This is a genomic window from Actinoplanes hulinensis (genome assembly GCF_019429605.1).
Lineage (GTDB): Bacteria > Actinomycetota > Actinomycetes > Mycobacteriales > Micromonosporaceae > Actinoplanes > Actinoplanes campanulatus.
Map to the genome: position 1 here is coordinate 53,064 of NZ_JAHXZI010000008.1, position 19,583 is coordinate 72,646.

The following is a 19,583-nucleotide window of genomic DNA, read 5'->3' on the forward strand; positions in this document are numbered from 1 at the left end:
TGGCATGCTTGCCCTCATGTCGGTGGATGAGGCGGTCGAGACCGAGCCGCGCAGGCGTGGCCCACGGGTGGCCCGGTTCGGCGTGATCCTGTTCGTGGTGCTGGGGCTGCTGTTCGGCGTTCCGCTGGTGACCCTGTTCTGGTCCGGCAACGACTGGCCGGGGGTGGTCGCCGCGGCCGGCACGATGCTGTTCGTGGCCGTCGTCGCGCTGTTCCCGTGGCTGATGTTCCGGGGTCACGGCGGTCACGACGACCGGGCCGCGCGGATCGCCGACACACTGCTCGGCGTGATCTGGGTGCTGTTCACCTGGTCGGTGCTCGGGCAGTTGTTCGAGCTGGTCCTGCTCGCCGCCGGGGTCGCCGACCCGCTGCGCTCCCGGGTGGTCACCGGCCTGGTGCTGGTGATCTCCACCGGTCTGCTGCTCTGGGGCCACCGCGAGGCGATGCGTGTCTCCCGGGTGCGCGAGGTCGAGGTGACGCTGCCCCGGCTGGGCCGCGGCCTCGACGGGCTGCGCGTGGTGCTGATCACCGACACCCACTACGGGCCGATCGACCGGGCCGCCTGGTCCCGCGGCGTCACCGAGGTGATCAACTCGCTGGACGCGGACATCGTGGCGCACACCGGCGACATCGCCGACGGCACCGTCGAGCAGCGGCTCGAGATGGCCGCCCCGCTGGCCGACGTCCGCGCCCGCCACGCGCGGGTCTACGTGACCGGCAACCACGAGTACCACAGCGGCGCCCTGGGCTGGGTCGAGCACATGGAGAACCTGGGCTGGGAGACCCTGCACAACCGGCACGTCGTGGTCACCCGCGACGGCGACTCGCTGGTCGTGGCGGGCGTCGACGACCGCACGGCCGGCGGCTCCGGCCTGCCCGGCCACCGCACCGACCACGAGGCCGCCCTGTCCGGCGCCGACCCGTCGCTGCCCGTCCTGCTGCTGGCCCACCAGCCGCAGCAGATCAAGGACGCGGTCGCCCACGGCATCGACCTCCAGCTGTCCGGCCACACCCACGGCGGCCAGATGTGGCCGTTCCACTACCTCGTCCGCACCGACCAGCCGGCCTTGCAGGGCCTGTCGCGTCACTCCGAGCGGACCCAGCTCTACACCAGCCGGGGCACCGGCTTCTGGGGCCCGCCGTTCCGCATCTTCGCCCCGAGCGAGATCACCCTGCTGACCCTGCGGTCCGCCTCGTGACGACCGCCTCCTTCGACGCCTACGAACGCTCCATGTGGGCGGGCCGGGCCGAGATCTTCAACGAGACCATGGCCCACCTGTGCGGCCACACCGCCCCCGCCCTCCTGTCCGTGGCCGCCGGTGACCGTGACCTGGCCGGGCTCCGGCTGCTGGACGTGGGCACCGGTTCGGGCACGGTCGCCGGGCTGGCCGACGAGCGCGGGGCACGGGTCACCGCCGTCGACGCCGAGCCGAGCATGGTGGAGCTGGCGGCGAAACGGGTGCCCGGCGCGGAGGTCCGGCAGGCGATCCTGCCCGAGCTGCCGTTCCCGGACGGCACGTTCGACGCCGCGGTCGCCAACTTCGTGATCAACCACGTCGGCGACCCGGCGGCCGCCGTCGCCGGGATGCGGCGTGTGGTGCGTCCCGGCGGCCGGATCGCCGTGACGATCTGGCCGCATCCGAAACCCGAGGCCCAGCGCCTCTGGGACGAGATCTTCGACGCCGCCGGGGCGGTCCGCCCGGACGGTCTGCCCCGCCTCGACCCGGCTCTGGACTTCCGCCGCGACGAGGCGGGCCTGACCGCCCTGCTGTCGGGAGCCGGCCTGACCGGCGTGACCTGCACGACGATCTCCTGGACCATGCGCATCGACGCCGGCGCCTGGTGGTCCGGCCCGGCCGCCGGCATCGGTTTGACCGGCCTGATCCTGGCCGCCCAGGACGAGCCGACCGCCATCCGCGTCCGCCAGGAGTTCGAGCGGCGCACCGCCCCCTACCGCGGCCCCGACGGCGTCCTCGCCGTCCCGACCGCGGCCCTGCTCGCCGCCGGCGCCGTCTGAACCCGGCCGGCTCCTAGGGCTGTCTCAACCGCCGCGAGACAGCCCTGGCAGCCAGCTGGATCTTCGCGGCCGGCTGTCAGAGCTGTCTCAACGGCCGTGAGACAGCGCTCGGGGCCGGCCGGAGTGTCCTGAGTCGACCGTGACAGCGCGGGCGGAATGCCGGGAATAAACCCGTTGAGCCACAGTCTCCCCGCCGAGCAGGATGGGAGCACCGCCGCCTACCCCTATCGTTCCGAGGACTCTTCATGCGCCTGTTCCGCGACCTGTGGGCCACAAGCCGAAGTCGCACCGCTCTCGTCGGCTTCCTGATCGTGCTCGGCGCGTCCGGTTCGGCCTGTGCGTTAGCCCTGGCCGGCCCGGTCCTCGTCGACCGGTCCGGCCCGCTCTTCACCGTGCTGGCAGCCGCGCTCGTCGCCTCCGTGTTCAGCGACGTCGTCGTCGGCCTGCTGGCGGCCCGCCTGACCGCCGACTGGGCGGCCCGCGCCCGCCGCCGCCTCAACCGGGTCGCCTTCGGCCAGGACATCCCCACCCTGGAGAACACCCCGGTCGGCGAGCTGCTCGACCGCATCGACTCGGACGTCTACCAGGTCGGCGCCGAGCTGCGCGGCAGCGGCGTGCGCCTGGCCCAGTCCGTGGCGGTGGCCTCCCTCTCGGTGCTGACCACGTTCTTCGTCTGGTGGCCGGCCGCGATCGCGATGATCCTGGTCAGCCTTCTGCTGTTCACGGTGATGAACAAGCCGATCCAGCGGATCGGCCCGATCCGCATCGCCGAGGAGGAGGCCTGGTCCGACCTGGCCGCGGTGATGGAGGAGGCCATCCACGGGCAGGACGACGTGCGCACCAGCCTGGCCGCGCCGTACGTGCTGCGCCTCTTCGCCCAGCGCTCGGCCGAGGTGCTGCGCCGCGGCCGCCGGGTGTGGCGGTCCTCCGCCCGGGTCACCATGGCGGCCGGCTCGATCACCCGCTCGCTGATCGCCTTCCTGGTGGTGGCCGGCGCCTGGGCGCTGTACGCGGGACAGATCGACGCCGCCCGCCTGACCGCGGTGTGGCTGCTGGCGCTCGGTTTCGGCGGCACCCTGGAGCACCTGACCCGGATGGTGCCCGAGATGCAGAACGCGCTCGGCGCCTGGGGCCGGGTGCAGTTGCTGACCCAGGTGCCGCAGGAGCCGGTCGAGGGTGTCCCGCCGGTCGAGGGCGACCTGGTCGTCCGCAACCTCACCTTCCGGTACGGCGAGGCCGACAGCGGCCGGCCACCGGCGCTGCGCGACGTGAGCGTCACCTTCGCCCGCGGCCGGTCGTACGCGCTGATCGGCCGCACCGGCTCCGGCAAGTCCACCCTGGCCAAGGTGCTGACCCGGGCCGTGGACGTGCCCCGCGGCACGGTCTTCCTGGGCGGCGTCGACATCAACGACATCGGCGTGGAGGGTCTGCGCCGGTGGACCGCGATCGTCCCGCAGCGCACCGAGATCCTGGCCGGCACCCTGGCGGAGAACATCGCCCTGTTCGACCGGGAGCTGCTGCCCCGGGCCGGCGCGGCGCTCGACGAGCTGGGCCTGACCGCCTGGGCCGAGGGGTTGCCCGACGGCCTGGACACCAAGCTGGGCGAGGGCGGCTACAAGCTCTCGGCCGGCCAGGAGCAGCTGGTGGCGTTCGCCCGGATCCTGGTCCGCGACCCGCAGGTGGTGATCCTCGACGAGGCCACCGCCCGGATGGACCCGGTCACCGAGTCCTGGGTGCAGCGGGCCACCGACCGGCTGTTGCATGGCCGGATCGGTGTGATCGTGGCGCACCGGCTCTCCTCGGTGCAGCGGTGCGACGAGGTGGTGGTGCTCGCCGACGGTCAGGTCCTGGAGGCCGGACCGCTGCGCGAGTCACGCCGCTTCGCCGAGCTGATGGCCAGCAGCAACCTGTCGGTCCCGGCGGCCCAGCCGGCCGCCGGCGGGGTGCTGCTCGCCGAACGCGACTGGGACGCCGCGATGCGGGAGGAACTCGGCCCGGACGCCCTGGCCAATCCGCTGCCCACGGTGGATCCGCCGGCGCTGCCCGAGCCGCCGCCCGTCCGCACCATGCGGGAGATCGTCCGGCTGGCGCTGAACGACAAACGGTACGGGCTGGCCGCGTGCGGCTTCTTCGTGTTCCTGGTGCTGCTCGGGTTCGACGGGGCGATCCTGCCGCTGCTGTGGTCCAACGTGGTCGACGGTGTCGGCAACCCGCTCTACCCGGCGTTCGGGCTCGCGGCGGCGCTGCTGGTGCTGATCCCGACGCTCTACTACACCGGGGCCTGGTTCCCGGAGTGGTGGGTACGGCAGATGCTGCGGATCAGCCTGCGCCTGGTGCACGGCCAGATCGGCCCGCGCCGGGTCAGCAAGCACACCCCGGCCGAGGTGGTGGCCCAGGGCGGCGACACCGAGCGGGTGGTCATGCTCGCCGACAACGTGATCGACAACTCGGTGGCGATCTTCGCGCTGGTGTCGATGACGGTGTTCTCCCAGTCGTTCGTACCGGGGCTGCTCTTCGCCGGGACGATGATCCTCTCCGGACTGGCCGCGACCCTGTTCGGGCCGCGGCTGGAACGGGCGGCCCGCAGGACCGTGGCGGCCCGGGCGGCGTTCGCCACCTCGCTGGTGTCGTCGCTGTCCGCGGCGCGCACGGTCAAGCTGGCCGGCGCGACCGAGCCGGTGCTCACGCACCTGGCCGGGCTCGACGGGGTCCGCAGCGACCTGCAGCGGCGGGAGATCGCGATCCAGGTGTGGGCGCGGTCCACGCCGTCGGTCGCGAGCGGTCTGCTGCCGATCGCGGCGTGGGCGCTCTACCTGAACGGCCACATCACCTCGGCGGCGGCGCTGATCGCGGTGTCGGTGCTCGGCTCGGCCCGCTGGTTCGCGTGGACCACGGCGTCGCTGGTGTCGCACTACCCGTCGGCGAAGGTATGGACCCGGCGGACCGCCGCCATGACGGGCGTCTCCGAGTACACGGCGGAGATCCCCGGGGTGGACATCTCCGCCGGGACAGCGCCGTCGCCCCCGACGGCGCCGCGCAACCCGCTGCGCACTCTGGAGCTGTCCGGCTTCAGCGCGGTGCACGAGAACGGCGCGCTGGGCGTACGGGATGTCGATCTGACCGTGCGCCGCGGCGAGCTGGTGCTGGTGGTCGGCCCGGTCGGCTCCGGCAAGTCGTCGCTGCTGCGGGCCCTGGCCGGGATCGTGCACCACACCGGCGAGCTGCGGTGGAACGACGAGCCGGTCGGTGAGCCGCACGTGTTCCTGCGGCCCAACCAGGTGGGCTACGTGGCCCAGCTGCCGCGGGTGCTGTCCGGGACGGTGGCCGACAACATCCAGCTCGGGCACGAGGTGGACGCGGCCGACGCGGTGTCGGTGGCGCAGCTGGAGCACGACCTGGCGGCCGCCGGTGGTGGCCTCCAGCTGCTGATCGGGCACAAGGGCACCCGGCTCTCCGGTGGCCAGCTGCAACGGCTGGCCCTGGCCCGGGCCCTGGCGCCACGGACCGAGCTGCTGATCGCCGACGACGTCTCGTCCGCGCTGGACGTGACGACGGAGCTCTCGCTGTGGGAGGCGCTGCGCTCGCACGGGGTGACCGTGGTCGGCTCGACGTCGAAACGGGCGGCTCTGGCCCAGGCCGACCGGGTGGTCGTGCTGATCGGCGGGCAGGTCGAGGACCAGGGCGCCTGGGACGAGCTGGCCGACCGCTGGGGTCACCTGGCCGGCTGAGCCGTGAATGTGGGTTCCGGATCCCTCCGGAACCCACATTGCGCCGGTTCCCTAGGGTTTACCTGGTGGATCACCCCAGGGCCTTTCTGCTGCTCAAGCCGGACTGTCTGCGGCTTGGGCTGAGCGGGTCGGTGGAGCGGGCGATCACCCGGGCGGGACTGTGGATCGTCTGCCGCCACCGGGTCACGCTGTCACCCGCCGACGTCCGCCACCTGTGGCCGGAGTACCACGACGCCGGCCACCCCCTGGCCCTCGCCTTCCTGGACCGCTATCTGACCGGCGAGCCGTCCGAGGTTCTGCACCTCCGCGGGCCGGACGCGTTCGAGGCGGCCCGCCGGGTCAAGCGGGAGGTGCGGTCGCGGCACGCCGACGGCCCGTTCGCCAACGTGGTGCACGGCGCGGAGCGGCGCGGCGAGATGGCCCGGCAGGCCGGTCACCTGCTCGGCCGCTGTGCCGCCTGCGCGGAGCCGTTCCGCTCGGACGAGCCGCCGCTCGTCCCGGTACGGCCGCCGGGCCGGGACTTCCGGGCCGACGCCGACCTCACCGCACTGGTGGACGAGCTGTGGCCGCTCGTCCGGGGCGTGCCGGCCGACCCCGGCCCGGTGCGCCTGGCCGGCGACGACACCGGGCAGGCGGTCTATCTCGGGTCCGACCGGGAGAACACCCTCGACTCGACGGTCACCGCGCTGTGGCACGCGCTGCCCGGGATCGAGTTGCGCCACGCGGTGCTGCTCGCGCTGCACGCCGGCTGGTCCGGCGGCACCCCGGTCGCGGTCGGTGACCGCCGGGCCCTCGACGACTGCCTGCGGACGCTGCGCGCACACGGTATCCGCGCCTGCGGGAAAGGCGTCACCTGAGCAGGCGGTTCGCCAGCCACTCGACGGCCATCGGGTAGCGGAAGTCGATGCCGCCGTGCTTGGCCGGGAACAGCTCGAACGCGATCTTCTCCTCCGGTACGCCGATCCGCCGCAGACCGTCGCGGAACGCCTCGGCGCCCAGGTCCAGGAACCATTCGTCGCGGGTGCCGGCGTCGATCCAGACGGCGCGCAGGGAGCGCAGTTCGTCGGCGTACCGGTCGATCATCCGGATCGGGTCCCACGCCAGCCAGCGTTCCCACAGCTCCGGTTTGATCTGCCCGGTCCGGGAGTCGAACGGCAGCCGCGGGGTGCCGTCCGGGTCGGCGGAGAACGCCGCGGTGCAGCCCAGCAGGAGGCAGAGCGACATGTCCTCCTCCTTGGTGAACGACACCCGCGACTGGAAGTCCTTCCACCAGGCGAGGATGTCGCCGTCGTAGTCGCGCAGGTAGCGGACGCTCTTGCCGAAGTCGGGGAGGTAGCAGTACTCGTACAGGGCGTCGCCGGCGTGGGTGGCCAGGGCGCCGAACAGGTCGGGCCGCAGCATCGGGGTGATCATCGCGCCGAAGCCGCCGGACGACTTGCCGGTGATGGCCCGCGACTCACGGTCCGGAAGGGTCCGGTAGTGGGCATCGACATACGGCACCACCTCGTCGCACAGGTACGAGTGGTAATTCCCGGTGCCCGGCGAGTCGACGAACTGTGAGCCGCCGTAGGCCGTCCACGCGTCCACGTAGACGAGGACGCATCCCGGCGCGCGCCCCTCGGCGAACACCCGGTCGGCGGTCTCGATGAACGGCTCCCGGAACGGCTGCCGGTTCCCCCACATGGTGACCTGGCCCGAGTAGCCCTGGATCACGTAGATGCTGGGATACCGCTGGTCACCCTGCTCGTAGCCGGGAGGGGTGTAGACCCACAGCGGCCGCACGTGCGGATCGCCGAGCGGGTTGTCCCGCAGCAGCCGCGACTCGATCGTGTCGTGATGCAGGCTGCCCGCGAGTTCACTGCTCCAAATCGACATGCTGGTCAGTCAACTATCTTTTCCCGTCAACGACATCCCCCATGGATGAATCCGGGGGATTTTCCAGCTCAGACTGCACCTGATCCACCTCGGAAGGAGGCGATCTGATGTCTGACGTCGTCGGCACTGGCACGGTCGCGTTCGGCCGTGGCGAGGATCGTCCTCGCGGCGTTGAGGTCACGGTCTGCGGTGTAGCCGCAGGCCGTGCACTCGAAAGTCCGTACACCCGGTCCGAGGCGGTGATTGGCTCTCTCGCCGCACCCGGAGCAGGTCATCGTGGTGTAGGCGGGCGTTTGAAGTCCTCGACGGCGATCAGCGCGTGCTGGTCGACGACGCGCATGGCCCAGGCGCGGGCGTCGTGGGTGTTCTGCCGGGCCGCCTTCTTCGAGATGCGGGCCGGCGGCTCCACTCATCGAGCAGTGCGGCCTGCGCCGTGTGGCCGGGCCGCGGCCGGTAGGTGTACCGCACCGTCTCCACCACAGCCATCACTGTACATACGACCACCTGACCCATGCGAATACCGGCGGACGGGCTACCCCTGGCCTGCTCCGCGGGAGATCCGCCTCCTCCTCACGGATAAGGTCGGGGATTCTTGAGGAAGGCCTTCGATGACCGCACCAAGGCTGGCGTGGCTCGACGGACTGCGGGCCGTCGCCGTACTGCTGGTGGTCTATGCGCATCTGACCCGCTTCGTCTTCACCGATCTGCGCGCGGTCACCGGTGAGTGGCTGCACGCCGGCACCGCCGGGGTGATGCTGTTCTTCCTGGTCAGCGGCTACATCATTCCGGCCTCGCTGGAGCGGCACGGCGACCTGCGCGTGTTCTGGCTGAGCCGGGCCCGCCGGCTGCTGCCGCTCTACCTGGCCGTGATGGCGGTCATGGTGATCGCCCATCCGCCCGCGGACGCCTGGTCCACGGCCGTGGGTCACGCGACCATGCTGCCGTTCCTCCTGGGTGTGCCGTTGGTCACGCCGGTGTTCTGGACGCTCTCCTTCGAGATGGCCTTCTACCTTCTCGTGACAACCCTTTTCACGGTACGGGCGCAGCGTTCCCTCCTCCCCCCGGTGATCCTGGCCGTACTCGGCGCGGCGACGGCCCCGGTGGTCCCGCTGCGGCTGGGCGAGATCCCGGTGGCCGGCGCGGTGGTCCTGGCGGCCGGGCTGGCCGGGGTGCTGTCCCGCCGCCGCTGGGCGGAGGTCGCGGGCGGCCTGCTGCTGGGCGCGCTGGCACTCGGCCTGATGCTGTTCGACATGGACCCGGCGCACGCCCGCGACGGCCTGCTGATCGTGGCCGTGATGTTCACCGGCTCGGTGATCCACCGCGCCGACCACGGCCGCACGTCGTGGCGGCGTGCGGCCGTGGTGATCGCCGTGGTGGCGGCCGCGCTGCTGACCGTCTGGCTCGGCGAGCTGGCCGCCCTGCACGCGCTCACCCCGCGTTACGTGACCCGCTCGGTGCTCACTCTCCTGACCTTCGCCGGCGCCTTCGCGGCGGGCATGCTGCTACGACATCGGCGTACGCCCCAGTGGCTGGCCCGGATCGGCGTGCTCAGCTATTCGGTCTACCTGGTGCACTTCGTGCTGCTCGACCTGGCCGGCCCGATCCTCCGTTCCCGTGTGCCCGATCCCCTGCTGGCGGCCTCCTATCTGGCCACGGTCCTGGGGATCTCGTGGCTCACCCACCGCTACATCGAGGTCCCCGGCCAGCGTCTGGGCCCGCGCCCCACCCACCACCGTCCTTCCCTGGCGCCCAGCCGACGGTGAGAGATCCGAGATCCGGCTGGCCGTGAGAGCTGTTCGGACCGTCCTGAACAGCGCTGGGCGCCAGCCGGACCACCGATCTACGCCCGGCGGGCGCGGCACAGGCCGGAGTGGGCAGGAAGCTCGCGCGGCAGGGCAGGGCTGTCCTGAAAGGAACGGGACGGCGTCACTCGTACCGGAGAGGGCTGGAAGTTGGTCTAGAGGTGTTCGCCGAGCCAGGTGAAGGCGGCGTCCTGCATCTCGGCGGTGAAGACGTGGCCGAGGCCGGGCCACGTCCTCGTGCGCAGGCGGGATCCGGCGCGCTGGGAGGACCAGACGGCGGCCATCTTGGCGTAGGCGATCGCGATGCCCTCGGGGGTGAAGAGGGGGTCGAGTTCGCCGTCGGTCAGGTACATCGGGCGCGGGGCGGCGAGGCTGGCCACGTCGGGGATGTCGAGGTGGCGGTAGAGGCCGGGATGCAGCATGTAGAACGCCGACTGGCCGCGCAGCGTGTTGTTGCCGGGCACCATCATCTCCTTGAGGCCGGTCATCCAGCAGGCGGAGACGGTCGCCGCGATGTGGTCGGAGAGTGCGGCCACCTGCCACGCGCGGTAACCGCCCATGGAGAAGCCGACCGCGGCGATCCGGCGCGGGTCGACCTCGGGCAGGGTGGCCAGCAGGGCGGCGGCGCGGGCGTCCTCGCGGGCCATCAGACCGGCCGGCGACGAGCCGAGGTTGTAGAGGTTGCTCGCCAGCGCCTGCTGGCCCTCGTAGGTGAGGCCACCGCGGTCGCCCCAGCCGAGGGCATCGACGGCGAGGACGGCGTAGCCGCGGGAGGCGAGGTGGTCGCCGACGAAGCGGCCGCTGAAGTAGCGGCCGGCCCAGGCCTGGGCGGAGGCCCGGCGGATGTCGTCGTACCAGGGTTCGATCAGCTTCTCCTTGCCGATGTCGAACCTCGCGCCGTGGTCGTGCAGCAGCAGAGCGGCCGGGAACGGGCCGTCGCCGTCGGGGATCAGCATGGTGGCGCGGACGCGGCTGTTCCGGGTGACGTTGAAGATCAGCTGGCGGCGGCGGTACCCGGTCGCGGGCTGCTCGTCGACGACCTCGGGCCGGAAGGGGGTGTGGTCGGCGGGTTCGCAGAGCAGCGTCTCGAACTGGGCGCGGGCGCGGCGCTTCCAGGACCGGAAGTCGTGGTGGCTGTGGCGGGACAAGGCGAGGGGGAAGGTCAGCTCGTCCTTGAGGCGCTCGTGGAAGACCGGAAGGTTGCCGGTGATCACGGACGGGCCCTCGAAACCGGCCGCCGCCCGCGCCTCGGCCTCGGCGACATGCGGGGCGGCGAGCGCCACAGCGGGTAGGGAGATCACGGAACGCCGCTTCATCGGATTCCTCCTTATCGATGGAATCCGAACGCTAGAAAGCCCTTTCCCGCATGTCAACAATATGGTGCCACCCTTCCCGGGGACGGTCCGGGAAGGGTGGCGGAGGGAGTCAGCGACCCTGGAGGGCCTTGACGTTGTCGCCGAAGGTCCAGCCCTTCGACCCGTCCCAGTTGATCGACCACGTCATCAGGCCCTTGAGGCCCGGGACGCTGTTGTACGCCTGGGACACCAGGGCCGGCGTCATGTAACCGCCACCGGCGCCGGTCTGGGCGGGCAGCCCGGGGACCTGCTTGTCGACCGGGATCCGGATGGTCGTGCCCTGGATGGTGAGGCCGCTGGCGAGGCACTGGGTCTGGACGGTGAAGCCCTGCACGGTGCCGGCCGAGTAGGAGTCACCGGCGCAGCCGTACATGCTGCCGTTGTAGTACTGCTGGTTGAGCCACCACAGCCGGCCGTTGTCCAGGTACTTCTTGATGATCGGCAGGTACGAGCCCCAGATCGAGCCGTAGGTGACGCTGCCGCCGGTCACGTACGCCGTCTCCGGCGCCATGGTGAGGCCGAAGTTCGACGGCATGGCCGCCAGCACCCCGTCGATGATGCGGATCAGGTTCGCCTGCGAGGTGGACAGCGTGGTGATGCTGCCGCTGCCGGTGAGCCCGGTCTCGATGTCGATGTCGATGCCGTCGAAGTTGTACTGCCTCAGGATCGGCACGATGGTCGCCACGAACCGGTCGGCGACGGCGCTGGAGCTCAGGTCGATGCCGGCGGTCGCACCGCCGATGGACATCAGGACAGTGGCGCCCTGGGCCTTGGCCGCACAGATCTCGGCGACGGTCGGGACCTTGACCCCGGCGTCCATCCCGTTCTCCCAGAGGACGGTGCCGTCCGAGCGGATCACCGGGAAGGCGGCCATCAGCACGTTGTAGCCGTGCTGGGTGATCCGGCTGTCGTTGACCGGGATCCAGCCGAGGCCGGGGTGGACGCCGTTGGAGGCGCCGTCCCAGTTCTCCCAGTAGCCCTGGAGGACCTTGCCGGCCGGGCGGCCGCGCAGCCCGCACCCGGTGGGGGTCGACGGGGACGTGGAGGGGCTCACCGAGACCGACGGCGACGGGCTCGCCGAAGACGAGGAGGGCGACGGCGACGGTGTGCCGCCGCCCGTGCAGGCGCCCAGCGACTTCCACAGCGACGGGGTCGCGGCCGGGTTCCACCCCGCGCCGACGTGCGCCGTGTGGGTGACCAGCGCTTGGTACAGGGCGGACTGGTAGGTGACCTGGGCGCCCGCGGTGTAGGTGTTGCCCTCCGCCCACACGGTCGTGGAGCAGGTGACGGCCGCGTTGCCGGTGGCGGTGAAGGCCACCGCCGAGCCCAGCACCACCCCCGCTCCGACGACCACGGCCAGCATCTTCCGGCGCAGCCTCATATGAACTCCTCGGCGACGTACGAGCGTGTGAGCACATCGTGGAGTTCACAAACGTAAATATCAAGGGTTCTTAACAGTAATTTTGAGTGGCAGGCCAACGAACGCGGCGAACGGCTCCAGGGCCGTCCGCGCCTGGTCGAGGTCGAACTCGGCCATCGGCTGCACCGTCACGGTGACCGCCGTCTTCCCCAGCGTTCGTTTCCAGGTGGCCATCACCCGGCCGTCACACACCAGCGTGGACTGGAAGACGCCGTTGCCGCCCGGCACCACCCGGGCCAGCTGGTCGGCGGTGGCCATCATGGACCGGTCCTTGTAACCCAACAGGTACTCGTCGAATCCGGGCAGCGCCCACCAACCGGTCACCGGCCCGGCGTCGAGCACCGCCGGATCGGCCCACATCGCCACACCCTCGACGTCGACCGCCGTCAGCCCGGCGGCCGCCACCCCGGCCCGCGCGTCGGTCATCGTCAACCCGGTCCAGCCGGCGAAGTCCTTGATCGTGGTGGGACCGTGCGACCGGAAGTAGCGGTGGGCCAGGATCGCCAGCGCCTCCTCCCGGGACGGGTCGTTGCGCTTCGTCGCCCAGTCGTCGAGCAGCACGAACGTCTGCTCGGCCCCCTCGTTGGGCGCGATGGCCGTCACGCCGCGCTGGGCCGCGAACCACAACAGGTGGTAGCCGCGCTGACCGGAGACCTCGATCCCGCCCTCCCGGAGAGCCGTCAGGCACCAGGACCGCGTCTGCCGGCCGCCGCCCGCCAGCGCCGACCCGAGAATCTCCACCGCCCGCTCGGCGTCGTCGCCGCTGAGGCCGATCTGCTCGCGTCGCTTGGCCGCGCCGGCCAGCATGCGCACCCCGGTCAGCTCGAGCATCCAGTGGGCGTCGGCCGAGGGGACGAGATGAACCGTGCCGCGCATCGGCCAGGTCCGCACGACGTCGCCCCGCTCGGTCGCCGCCACCACCTCCGGCAGGGTGAGGCCGGGCAGGCGGGCGCCGAGCGACCAGAGGACGCTGTTGAGATCCTGCGCCTGCATGGCGCCGAACCACTCCGCGACCCCCAGCACGCCGGGCTGGGAGCGCGGGCCGAGAAGAAGGCTGGTCATCCGAAGGCTCAGGGCCGTGTTCACGTCCACGACCCTGAGCCTAGAAGCGGGGTACGACAAAAGTCAGCGGCCGCGCTGCGTCCTGTACCGCTTGATCAGCGTGTTCGTCGACGAGTCGGCGTCGTCGGCGGGCGCGGCGGAGGAGGTCAGCTTCGGCGCCAGCTGGTTGGCCATCACCTTGCCGAGCTCGACACCCCACTGGTCGAACGAGTTGATCTCCCAGATCACGCCCTGCGTGAAGGTGATGTGCTCGTAGAGCGCCACCAGCTGCCCGAACGTCGCCGGCGTCAGCTTCTCCGCCAGGATCGTGGTGGTCGGGTGGTTGCCCTGCATCACCCGGTGCTGCGCCACCTTCGGGTCGGTGCCCTCGGCCCGCACCTGCTCCAGGGTCCGCCCGAAGGCCAGCGCGCCGGTCTGGGCCAGGAAGTTCGACATGAACAGGTCGTGCATCTCACCGATGTCGTGGTTCGGCACGCTGAAGCCGATGAAGTCCGCCGGGATCAGCTTGGTGCCCTGGTGGATCAGCTGGTAGAAGGCGTGCTGGCCGTTGGTGCCGGGCTCGCCCCAGAACACCTCGCCGGTCTGGAAGGTGACCGGCTCGCCGGACAGGCGCACCGACTTGCCGTTGCTCTCCATGGTGAGCTGCTGGAGGTAGGCGGCGAACCGGTGCAGATATTGCGCGTAGGGCAGCACGGCGTGCGACTGGGCGCCGAGGAACGTGTCGTACCAGACGTTGAGCAGGCCGAGCAGGGCCGGAACGTTCTCCTCCAGCGGGGCGCTGCGGAAGTGCTCGTCGACGGCGTGGTAGCCGGAGAGCATCTCGGCGAAACGCTCCCGGCCGATCGCGATCATGACGGAGAGGCCGACCGCGGACGGCAGCGAGTAGCGCCCACCGACCCAGTCCCAGAAGCCGAACATGTTCGCCGTGTCGATGCCGAAGTCGGCGACCTTCGCGGCGTTGGTGCTGACCGCCACGAAGTGCTTGGCGACCGCCTCGTCTCCTGATGCGAGGCCCGTGAGCAGCCAGGATCGCGCCTCTTTGGCGTTGGTCAGCGTCTCCTGGGTGGTAAAGGTCTTGGACACCACGATGAACAGGGTGGTGGCCGGGTCCAGGTCGCGGGTCTTCTCGAACAGGTCGGTGGGGTCGATGTTGGAGACGAACCGGCACTCGATGTCGCGCTGCGCGTAGTCCTTCAGCGCCTCGTACGCCATCACGGGGCCCAGGTCGGAGCCGCCGATGCCGATGTTCACCACGGTCCTGATGCGCTGGCCGGTGGAGCCCTTCCACTCCCCGGAACGGACCTTCTCCGCGAAGGCGCCCATCCGGTCCAGCACCTCGTGCACGTCGGCCACCACGTTCTGGCCGTCGACCACGAGCGCGGCGTCGCGCGGCAGCCGCAGCGCGGTGTGCAGGACGGCGCGGTCCTCGGTGATGTTGATGTGCTCGCCGGAGAACATCGCGGTGACCCGCTCACCCAGCCTCGCCCGCCGGGCCAGCGCGAACAGGGCGCTCAGCACCTCGTCGGTGACCAGATTCTTGCTGTAGTCGACATACAGCCCGGCGACCTCGGCGGCGTAGCGCTCGCCGCGCTGCGGGTCGCTGCCGAACAGGTCACGCAGATGCACCGCCGAGAACTTCTCGGCGAGCCCCTGGAGGCTCTGCCACTCGGCGCTGTCGGAAACGCGTTCGCTCATCTCTCCCACTCCGAACCTGGACGACGCAGAAATCGTGGCACGAACCGGTGCCCGGCACCCGCGAACCGGCCGGGTCGTCACCCTGCCCGCGAGGTTAGTCCCCGTCCAGGGCCGGTGTACCCGGGTGTCCCCCTTCTCACTCCGATGAACCGGCCGCGCCGTTTCGGCCCCTTCGAAAATGTCGTACCCGGCATCTAGGTTCTGCGGCATGGTTTCCGCGGCGTACTCGTACCTCGGCTCGTCGACCCTCGACGACGGGCTCACCCTGCAGACTTCCGGTGGCCCGGCGGCGCACCCCCGCTTCTTCACCGGCTTCCTCACCGATCCCGGCGCCGCGGCCACCGGCCTGCTGGCGGTCGCCGAGGTCGCCCGGACCCGATACTTCCGGCCCCTGCCGCCGGCCAGCCTCGACCCGGTCGTCACGGCCGGCTCCGACCGGCTGCGGTTCGAGTCGTTCTCCGGCTGTTGCGGCGTCTACGCCCGGATGGACGTGCTGCCCGCCGGCCTCGACGGCGACATCGTCGCGCACGGCACCACCAATGTGGACGTCAACCTGCCCCTGCAGCGGGCGCTCACCCGGGTCGGCCGGGCCGACCCGATGCACGTGGCGGTCGGCCCCGACGACCTCACCGTCACCACCTTCGACGGCGAGCTGGTGGAGCGGAAGGTGCCGCTGCCGTCGCGCTGGCTGCGCGGCTTCGCCGAGGCGCAGGCGCTGACCGCCCGCTTCGACCCACGGGCCGAGATCGGCGTCGCCGAGGCGCGGATCCTGCTCAACCGGCTCCCGGCCACCGACAAGTCGGTGCTCTGGGCGGTTCCGGCCGGGCGCTCGCTGCGCTTCACGTCCCGGCCCACGCCGGGCGCGGTCTGCCTGCCGGGCGCCGGGCGCCTCGCCGCCCTCAAACCCTTCCTCCGGTATGCGACACGCCTCGCCGTCTACGGTCCGGCCGTCGCGGCGGGCAGCGGTCCGGTCGCCAGCACCTGGGAGCTGAGCATGCCGTCGCTGCGGCTGTCGCTGACCCTGTCGCCGGAGCCGTACCGGGGCTTCTCCGGCGAGGGCGCCGTCCTCGACTCGCTCGCCAGTGACGAGGCGGCCGACGACGCCGACCTGATCAGCGCCCTGCTCTCCTGGGACCCGACGATCGACGTGGACGCGCTCGCCGGAGCCTCCGGGCTGGACGCCCGCCGGGTCCGTGACGCGCTCACCCAGCTCGGCACGTCCGGGCGGGTCGGCTACGACGTGGCCGAGGCGGGCTATTTCCACCGCACGCTGCCCTACTCGGCCGACGTCGTGGAGAAGATGAACCCCCGCCTGGCCGGCGCCCGCGCCCTGGTCGCCGCCGGGGCGGTCACCCCAGGCCCGGAGGTGTCGGTGGTGCTCAGCGGCACCGAGACCTACCACGTCCGGGACGCCACCTCCTGCACCTGCCCGTGGTGGGCCAAGCACCGTGGCGACCGCGGCCCGTGCAAGCACGCCCTCGCCGTCCGGATGGTCCTCGCCGGCGAGACCGCCGACCAGGACTCCGTCGAGGCCACGGCATGAGGCTCGACTGGGAGATGCTCGACCGGCGGGCCCGCTGCGGCGACCACGCCGGAGTGGCGCGGCTGCTGTTGCACGCGAGCGAGGAGGACCGGCTCGCCTTCGGCAAAGCGGTCGAGGCCGGCATCAAGGGCGCCGACCCGAGTGTGTGGTGGCGCTCGGACACCAACCCCGCTCCGGGGTATGCACTGGCCGTCATCGGCACGGCGCCCACCGCCGCCAAGGCCGCGACCCTGCTGATGCGCCGCGAGCTGCGGGCCATGTGGCGGATGATCCCGGTCGACCGGTTCCTGGCGGTCGCGCTGGCCCGTGAGCTGGACTGGCTCGGCGACCTGGGCGCCCGGCTGTCCCGGCGGCTGCCGACCCGCAACAACTGGGACAACGGGGAGTGGGCGTTCACCACCTCGGTCATGCGGGCCGGCGGGGTCGAGCCGCCGGTCACCGAGGGCATCGTGCACGGCTGGCTGCTCAGCCTTCTCCGGTCCTACGGTGACCGGGGCCAGAAGCGTCCCCCGCTGAACGTGCGGATGCGGGAGGACCCGTACCTCGATCTCCTCCTGCCCGCCGTCTTCGAGATGGACGGCCTCGGCGCCGACATCACCCACTCCTCGTGGGGTGAGCCGGAGGGCCCGCCGAGCCCCGCCCATCACTTCCCCGCCGCGGTCGTGTCGCTGGTCGCCGAGGGCCGGCTGGAGCGCAAGGACATCCTGACCGCGGTCGTCGACCGGCTGGTCCGGGGCGACAAGCCCAACGCGCTGCGCCCGTTCGTGCTGCTGCACGACGAGCTGGCGCCGACGGTCGACGAGATCGCCGGGCACGCGCTCGACCACGCGCGCATGCTCGCCGAGGGGGCCGGCCCGGTGGCGGCGCTGTCCCAGCGGGCTCTGCGCACCCTGGACGGCGCCGGGCGCCTCGATCTGGAGACACTGCTCGACACCAGCGCCACGGCTCTCCTGCGTAGGGAGAAGACGCTAGTCAAGGCACAGATCTCCTGGCTGGAGAAGGTGGCCCGGCGGGAGCCGGGCCGGGCCGGCGAGGTGTTCGAGACGATCGGCGTCGCGTTCGGCCACCCGGCCCTCGACATTCAGGAGCGGGCGCTGACCCTGATCGGCAAGCAGGTGCCACGCCTCGGCCCGGAGCTGCTCACCCGGCTGGCGGACGCGGCCCAGGTCCTCGCCGGTGACCTTCCGGCCCGTGCCGCGGAGCTGTTCGGCAGCGCCGCCCCGATGGCCGGGTCCACCGGTGTGCCGTCGCCGCCGCCGCCGGCCGAGCCCGTGCTGATGCCGCCGCCCATCGCGACCGCCGCCGAGCTCGCCGAGGAGGTCGTGGCGCTGCTGCACGAGCAGTCCGGCGTCCGCTGGGAGCGGGTCCTCGCCGCGCTCGTCACGCTGCACGCCCGCGACGGGCGGGGCGCGCTGGCGACAGCCCTCCGCCCGGTGATGGAACGGTATCCGGGCTGGTTCTCCGAGAGCCGATGGAACTCCGGCTCGCCGTTCGTCTGCCTGGCCACCGCCATCCGGATGGTGATCGACGCGCCCCGCCACGACAGCACCCACCAGCGGCTGCACAGCGCCGTGCGGGTCGCCTGGCAGGAGGGCCGCCGCGGGGGCGTCGACTCCAAGCTGTCCGACCGGCCCGACGGCGTGCTGGCCCTGCGCGCCGCCGAGGTCGCCGTGCACCTCAACGGATCGATGATGCCCATGCTGGTCGCCACCCCGACCCGGGTGAACGGCAGCCTCGACCCGGCGGTCCTGCTGGAGCGGCTGTCCCGGGCCGACGCGGAGGGCTGGCAGCCGTGGCCCTTCGACCTGGAGCAGGCGCTGCTGCGGCTGCCCCGCGCGCCCGTCCCGGCCGAGGTGACCGCCGGCGCCGCTGAGCTGGCCTCCGCCGCCGGGCGGCAGTTCGCCCAGTGGCTGGCCTCCGGCGGCCTGCCCGATCCGGTCAGCGAGCCCTTCACCCAGTTCGGCGACCGGAAGGCCAACGGCAGCTACACCTGGGACGCCCCGGTGCCCCGTCGGCTGGCGGCCCGGCTGCGCCCGGCCCGCGACGGCGGCCTGCGCCTGGAGCGGCAGCTGCTGACGCTCGACCCGTTGAAGTACCCGGTCTACATGCCGGACGACTTCAAGGGCGTCGAGGAGGTGCTGGCCATGGTCCTGCCGCACCACCGGGAGGCGGCCGCGGCCTGGGCGCTGGGCGAGGTGGCGTCGATGGCCGACCAGGACCAGAAGGGTCCAGGCCGGCTGCTGCCCCTGCTGGCCGACGGTACCGGCCCGATCGGCCCGGCCCTGGTCACGGCGCTGGCCTACACGTTCGGAGCCAAGCAGGAGCCCGACCGCGCCGCCGCCGTCGACGCCTTCCTGACCCTCGCGGCCGCCACGGCCTCCACCGCCGGGGGCCCGACCAACGCGGCCGACACCGCCGCCGAGGGCCCAGCCAACGCGGCCTGCACCTCCGCCGGGGGCCCAGCCAACGCGGCCTGCACCTCCGCCGAGGGCCCCACCACCACCGGGAGCGGCGCGACCTTCGCCGGCTCGGTCGGGGCCGTGCTGGGCGATCTCTGTTCGGACGGCACGGTCAAGCTGAGCCGGGTCGTCCCCGGACTGGCCGACGCCCACCGGGCCGGCGCCTCGGTGGCCGTCTGGGAGCTGCTCACCGCGGCGCTGCCCGAGTTGTTGGCGGCCAAACCCCGGTCGCTGCCCGACCTGCTGGAGCTGGCGACCCAGGTGGCCGTCACGATCGGCGCCCGCGACGAGATCCCCGGTCTCGCCGCGGAGGCGGCCCGACCAGGCTCGTCCCGCCTGGTCCAGGAGGCGAAGCGCCTGCGTTCCCTGCTGGCGCCGTAACCGGCCGACCGGACGGGTCTCGCTCCCCCGGCGCCCGTCCGGCCCCGCTACGCCCGACCACACCCCCGGCGGCTCGGCGGCGTGCGGGCCTGGCTGGGCTGCCGGACACCGGCTGATCTTGTCTGTCTGCCCCTGGGCGCTGTCTCAGGGCCGTTGAGACAGCGCCCAGGGGCAGCCGGGAAAGATCGACCACAGTGCACCTCGGAACGGACACGCTCGGCAAGGCAATGGCGGGTGGAAGGGCGGT

Annotated in this window: 14 protein-coding genes; 7 read left to right on the forward strand and 7 right to left on the reverse strand. The window is 72.0% G+C overall.

Annotated elements, in window-relative coordinates; genetic code table 11:
• The first annotated feature begins 16 nt into the window (after positions 1–16).
• From KZ829_RS16255 to KZ829_RS16270, 4 genes are all read left to right on the forward strand, one after another.
• Entirely contained in the window at positions 17–1,198 is a 1,182-nt protein-coding gene (locus KZ829_RS16255; RefSeq protein WP_246635742.1) for a metallophosphoesterase, read from the forward strand.
• Positions 1,195–2,016, forward strand: a complete 822-nt coding sequence (locus tag KZ829_RS16260) for a class I SAM-dependent methyltransferase (RefSeq protein WP_220144758.1) — start codon at positions 1,195–1,197, stop codon at positions 2,014–2,016. The genes KZ829_RS16255 and KZ829_RS16260 overlap by 4 nt, the downstream gene beginning before the upstream one ends.
• Positions 2,017–2,261: 245 nt before the next feature.
• Positions 2,262–5,744, forward strand: coding sequence for an ATP-binding cassette domain-containing protein (locus tag KZ829_RS16265; RefSeq protein WP_220144759.1), 3,483 nt, complete (start codon positions 2,262–2,264; stop codon positions 5,742–5,744).
• Between the two features lie 65 nt (positions 5,745–5,809).
• Complete coding sequence (locus KZ829_RS16270) at positions 5,810–6,601, forward strand: nucleoside-diphosphate kinase (RefSeq protein WP_220144760.1); 792 nt, start codon at positions 5,810–5,812, stop codon at positions 6,599–6,601.
• Here the strand turns inward: KZ829_RS16270 and KZ829_RS16275 are convergent.
• The 3 genes from KZ829_RS16275 to KZ829_RS16285 form a co-directional block, all read right to left on the reverse strand.
• Positions 6,594–7,619, reverse strand: coding sequence for an alpha/beta hydrolase (locus tag KZ829_RS16275; RefSeq protein WP_220144761.1), 1,026 nt, complete (start codon positions 7,617–7,619; stop codon positions 6,594–6,596). The genes KZ829_RS16270 and KZ829_RS16275 overlap by 8 nt on opposite strands.
• Positions 7,620–7,687: 68 nt before the next feature.
• Positions 7,688–7,894, reverse strand: coding sequence for a zinc ribbon domain-containing protein (locus KZ829_RS44890; RefSeq protein WP_220144762.1), 207 nt, complete (start codon positions 7,892–7,894; stop codon positions 7,688–7,690).
• Positions 7,891–8,028, reverse strand: a complete 138-nt coding sequence (locus KZ829_RS16285; protein ID WP_220144763.1) for a hypothetical protein — start codon at positions 8,026–8,028, stop codon at positions 7,891–7,893. Before KZ829_RS16285 ends, KZ829_RS44890 begins: the two co-directional genes overlap by 4 nt.
• Before the next feature lie 199 nt (positions 8,029–8,227).
• On the opposite strand from KZ829_RS16285, the gene KZ829_RS16290 reads away from it, so the two are divergent.
• Positions 8,228–9,382, forward strand: a complete 1,155-nt coding sequence (locus tag KZ829_RS16290; RefSeq protein WP_220144764.1) for an acyltransferase family protein — start codon at positions 8,228–8,230, stop codon at positions 9,380–9,382.
• Between the two features lie 194 nt (positions 9,383–9,576).
• On the opposite strand, the gene KZ829_RS16295 is transcribed toward KZ829_RS16290, so the two are convergent.
• From KZ829_RS16295 to pgi, 4 genes are all read right to left on the reverse strand, one after another.
• A complete protein-coding gene (locus KZ829_RS16295; protein WP_220144765.1) occupies positions 9,577–10,737 on the reverse strand; it encodes a dienelactone hydrolase family protein in 1,161 nt (386 codons plus the stop codon).
• A gap of 109 nt (positions 10,738–10,846) precedes the next feature.
• Positions 10,847–12,157, reverse strand: a complete 1,311-nt coding sequence (locus KZ829_RS16300; RefSeq protein ID WP_220144766.1) for a carbohydrate-binding protein — start codon at positions 12,155–12,157, stop codon at positions 10,847–10,849.
• A 60-nt stretch (positions 12,158–12,217) separates the two neighbouring features.
• Entirely contained in the window at positions 12,218–13,288 is a 1,071-nt protein-coding gene (locus KZ829_RS16305; RefSeq protein WP_308285514.1) for a winged helix DNA-binding domain-containing protein, read from the reverse strand.
• Between the two features lie 33 nt (positions 13,289–13,321).
• The gene (pgi, locus tag KZ829_RS16310) at positions 13,322–14,953 is read right to left on the reverse strand and encodes a glucose-6-phosphate isomerase (RefSeq protein WP_220144767.1); all 1,632 of its coding nucleotides are present in this window, start codon (positions 14,951–14,953) and stop codon (positions 13,322–13,324) included.
• Positions 14,954–15,161: 208 nt separating this feature from the next.
• Between pgi and KZ829_RS16315 the strand changes: the two genes are divergently transcribed.
• A complete protein-coding gene (locus KZ829_RS16315; RefSeq protein WP_220144768.1) occupies positions 15,162–16,496 on the forward strand; it encodes an SWIM zinc finger family protein in 1,335 nt (444 codons plus the stop codon).
• A complete protein-coding gene (locus KZ829_RS16320) occupies positions 16,493–19,336 on the forward strand; it encodes a DUF6493 family protein (protein WP_220144769.1) in 2,844 nt (947 codons plus the stop codon). The genes KZ829_RS16315 and KZ829_RS16320 overlap by 4 nt, the downstream gene beginning before the upstream one ends.
• Positions 19,337–19,583 lie beyond the last annotated feature (247 nt).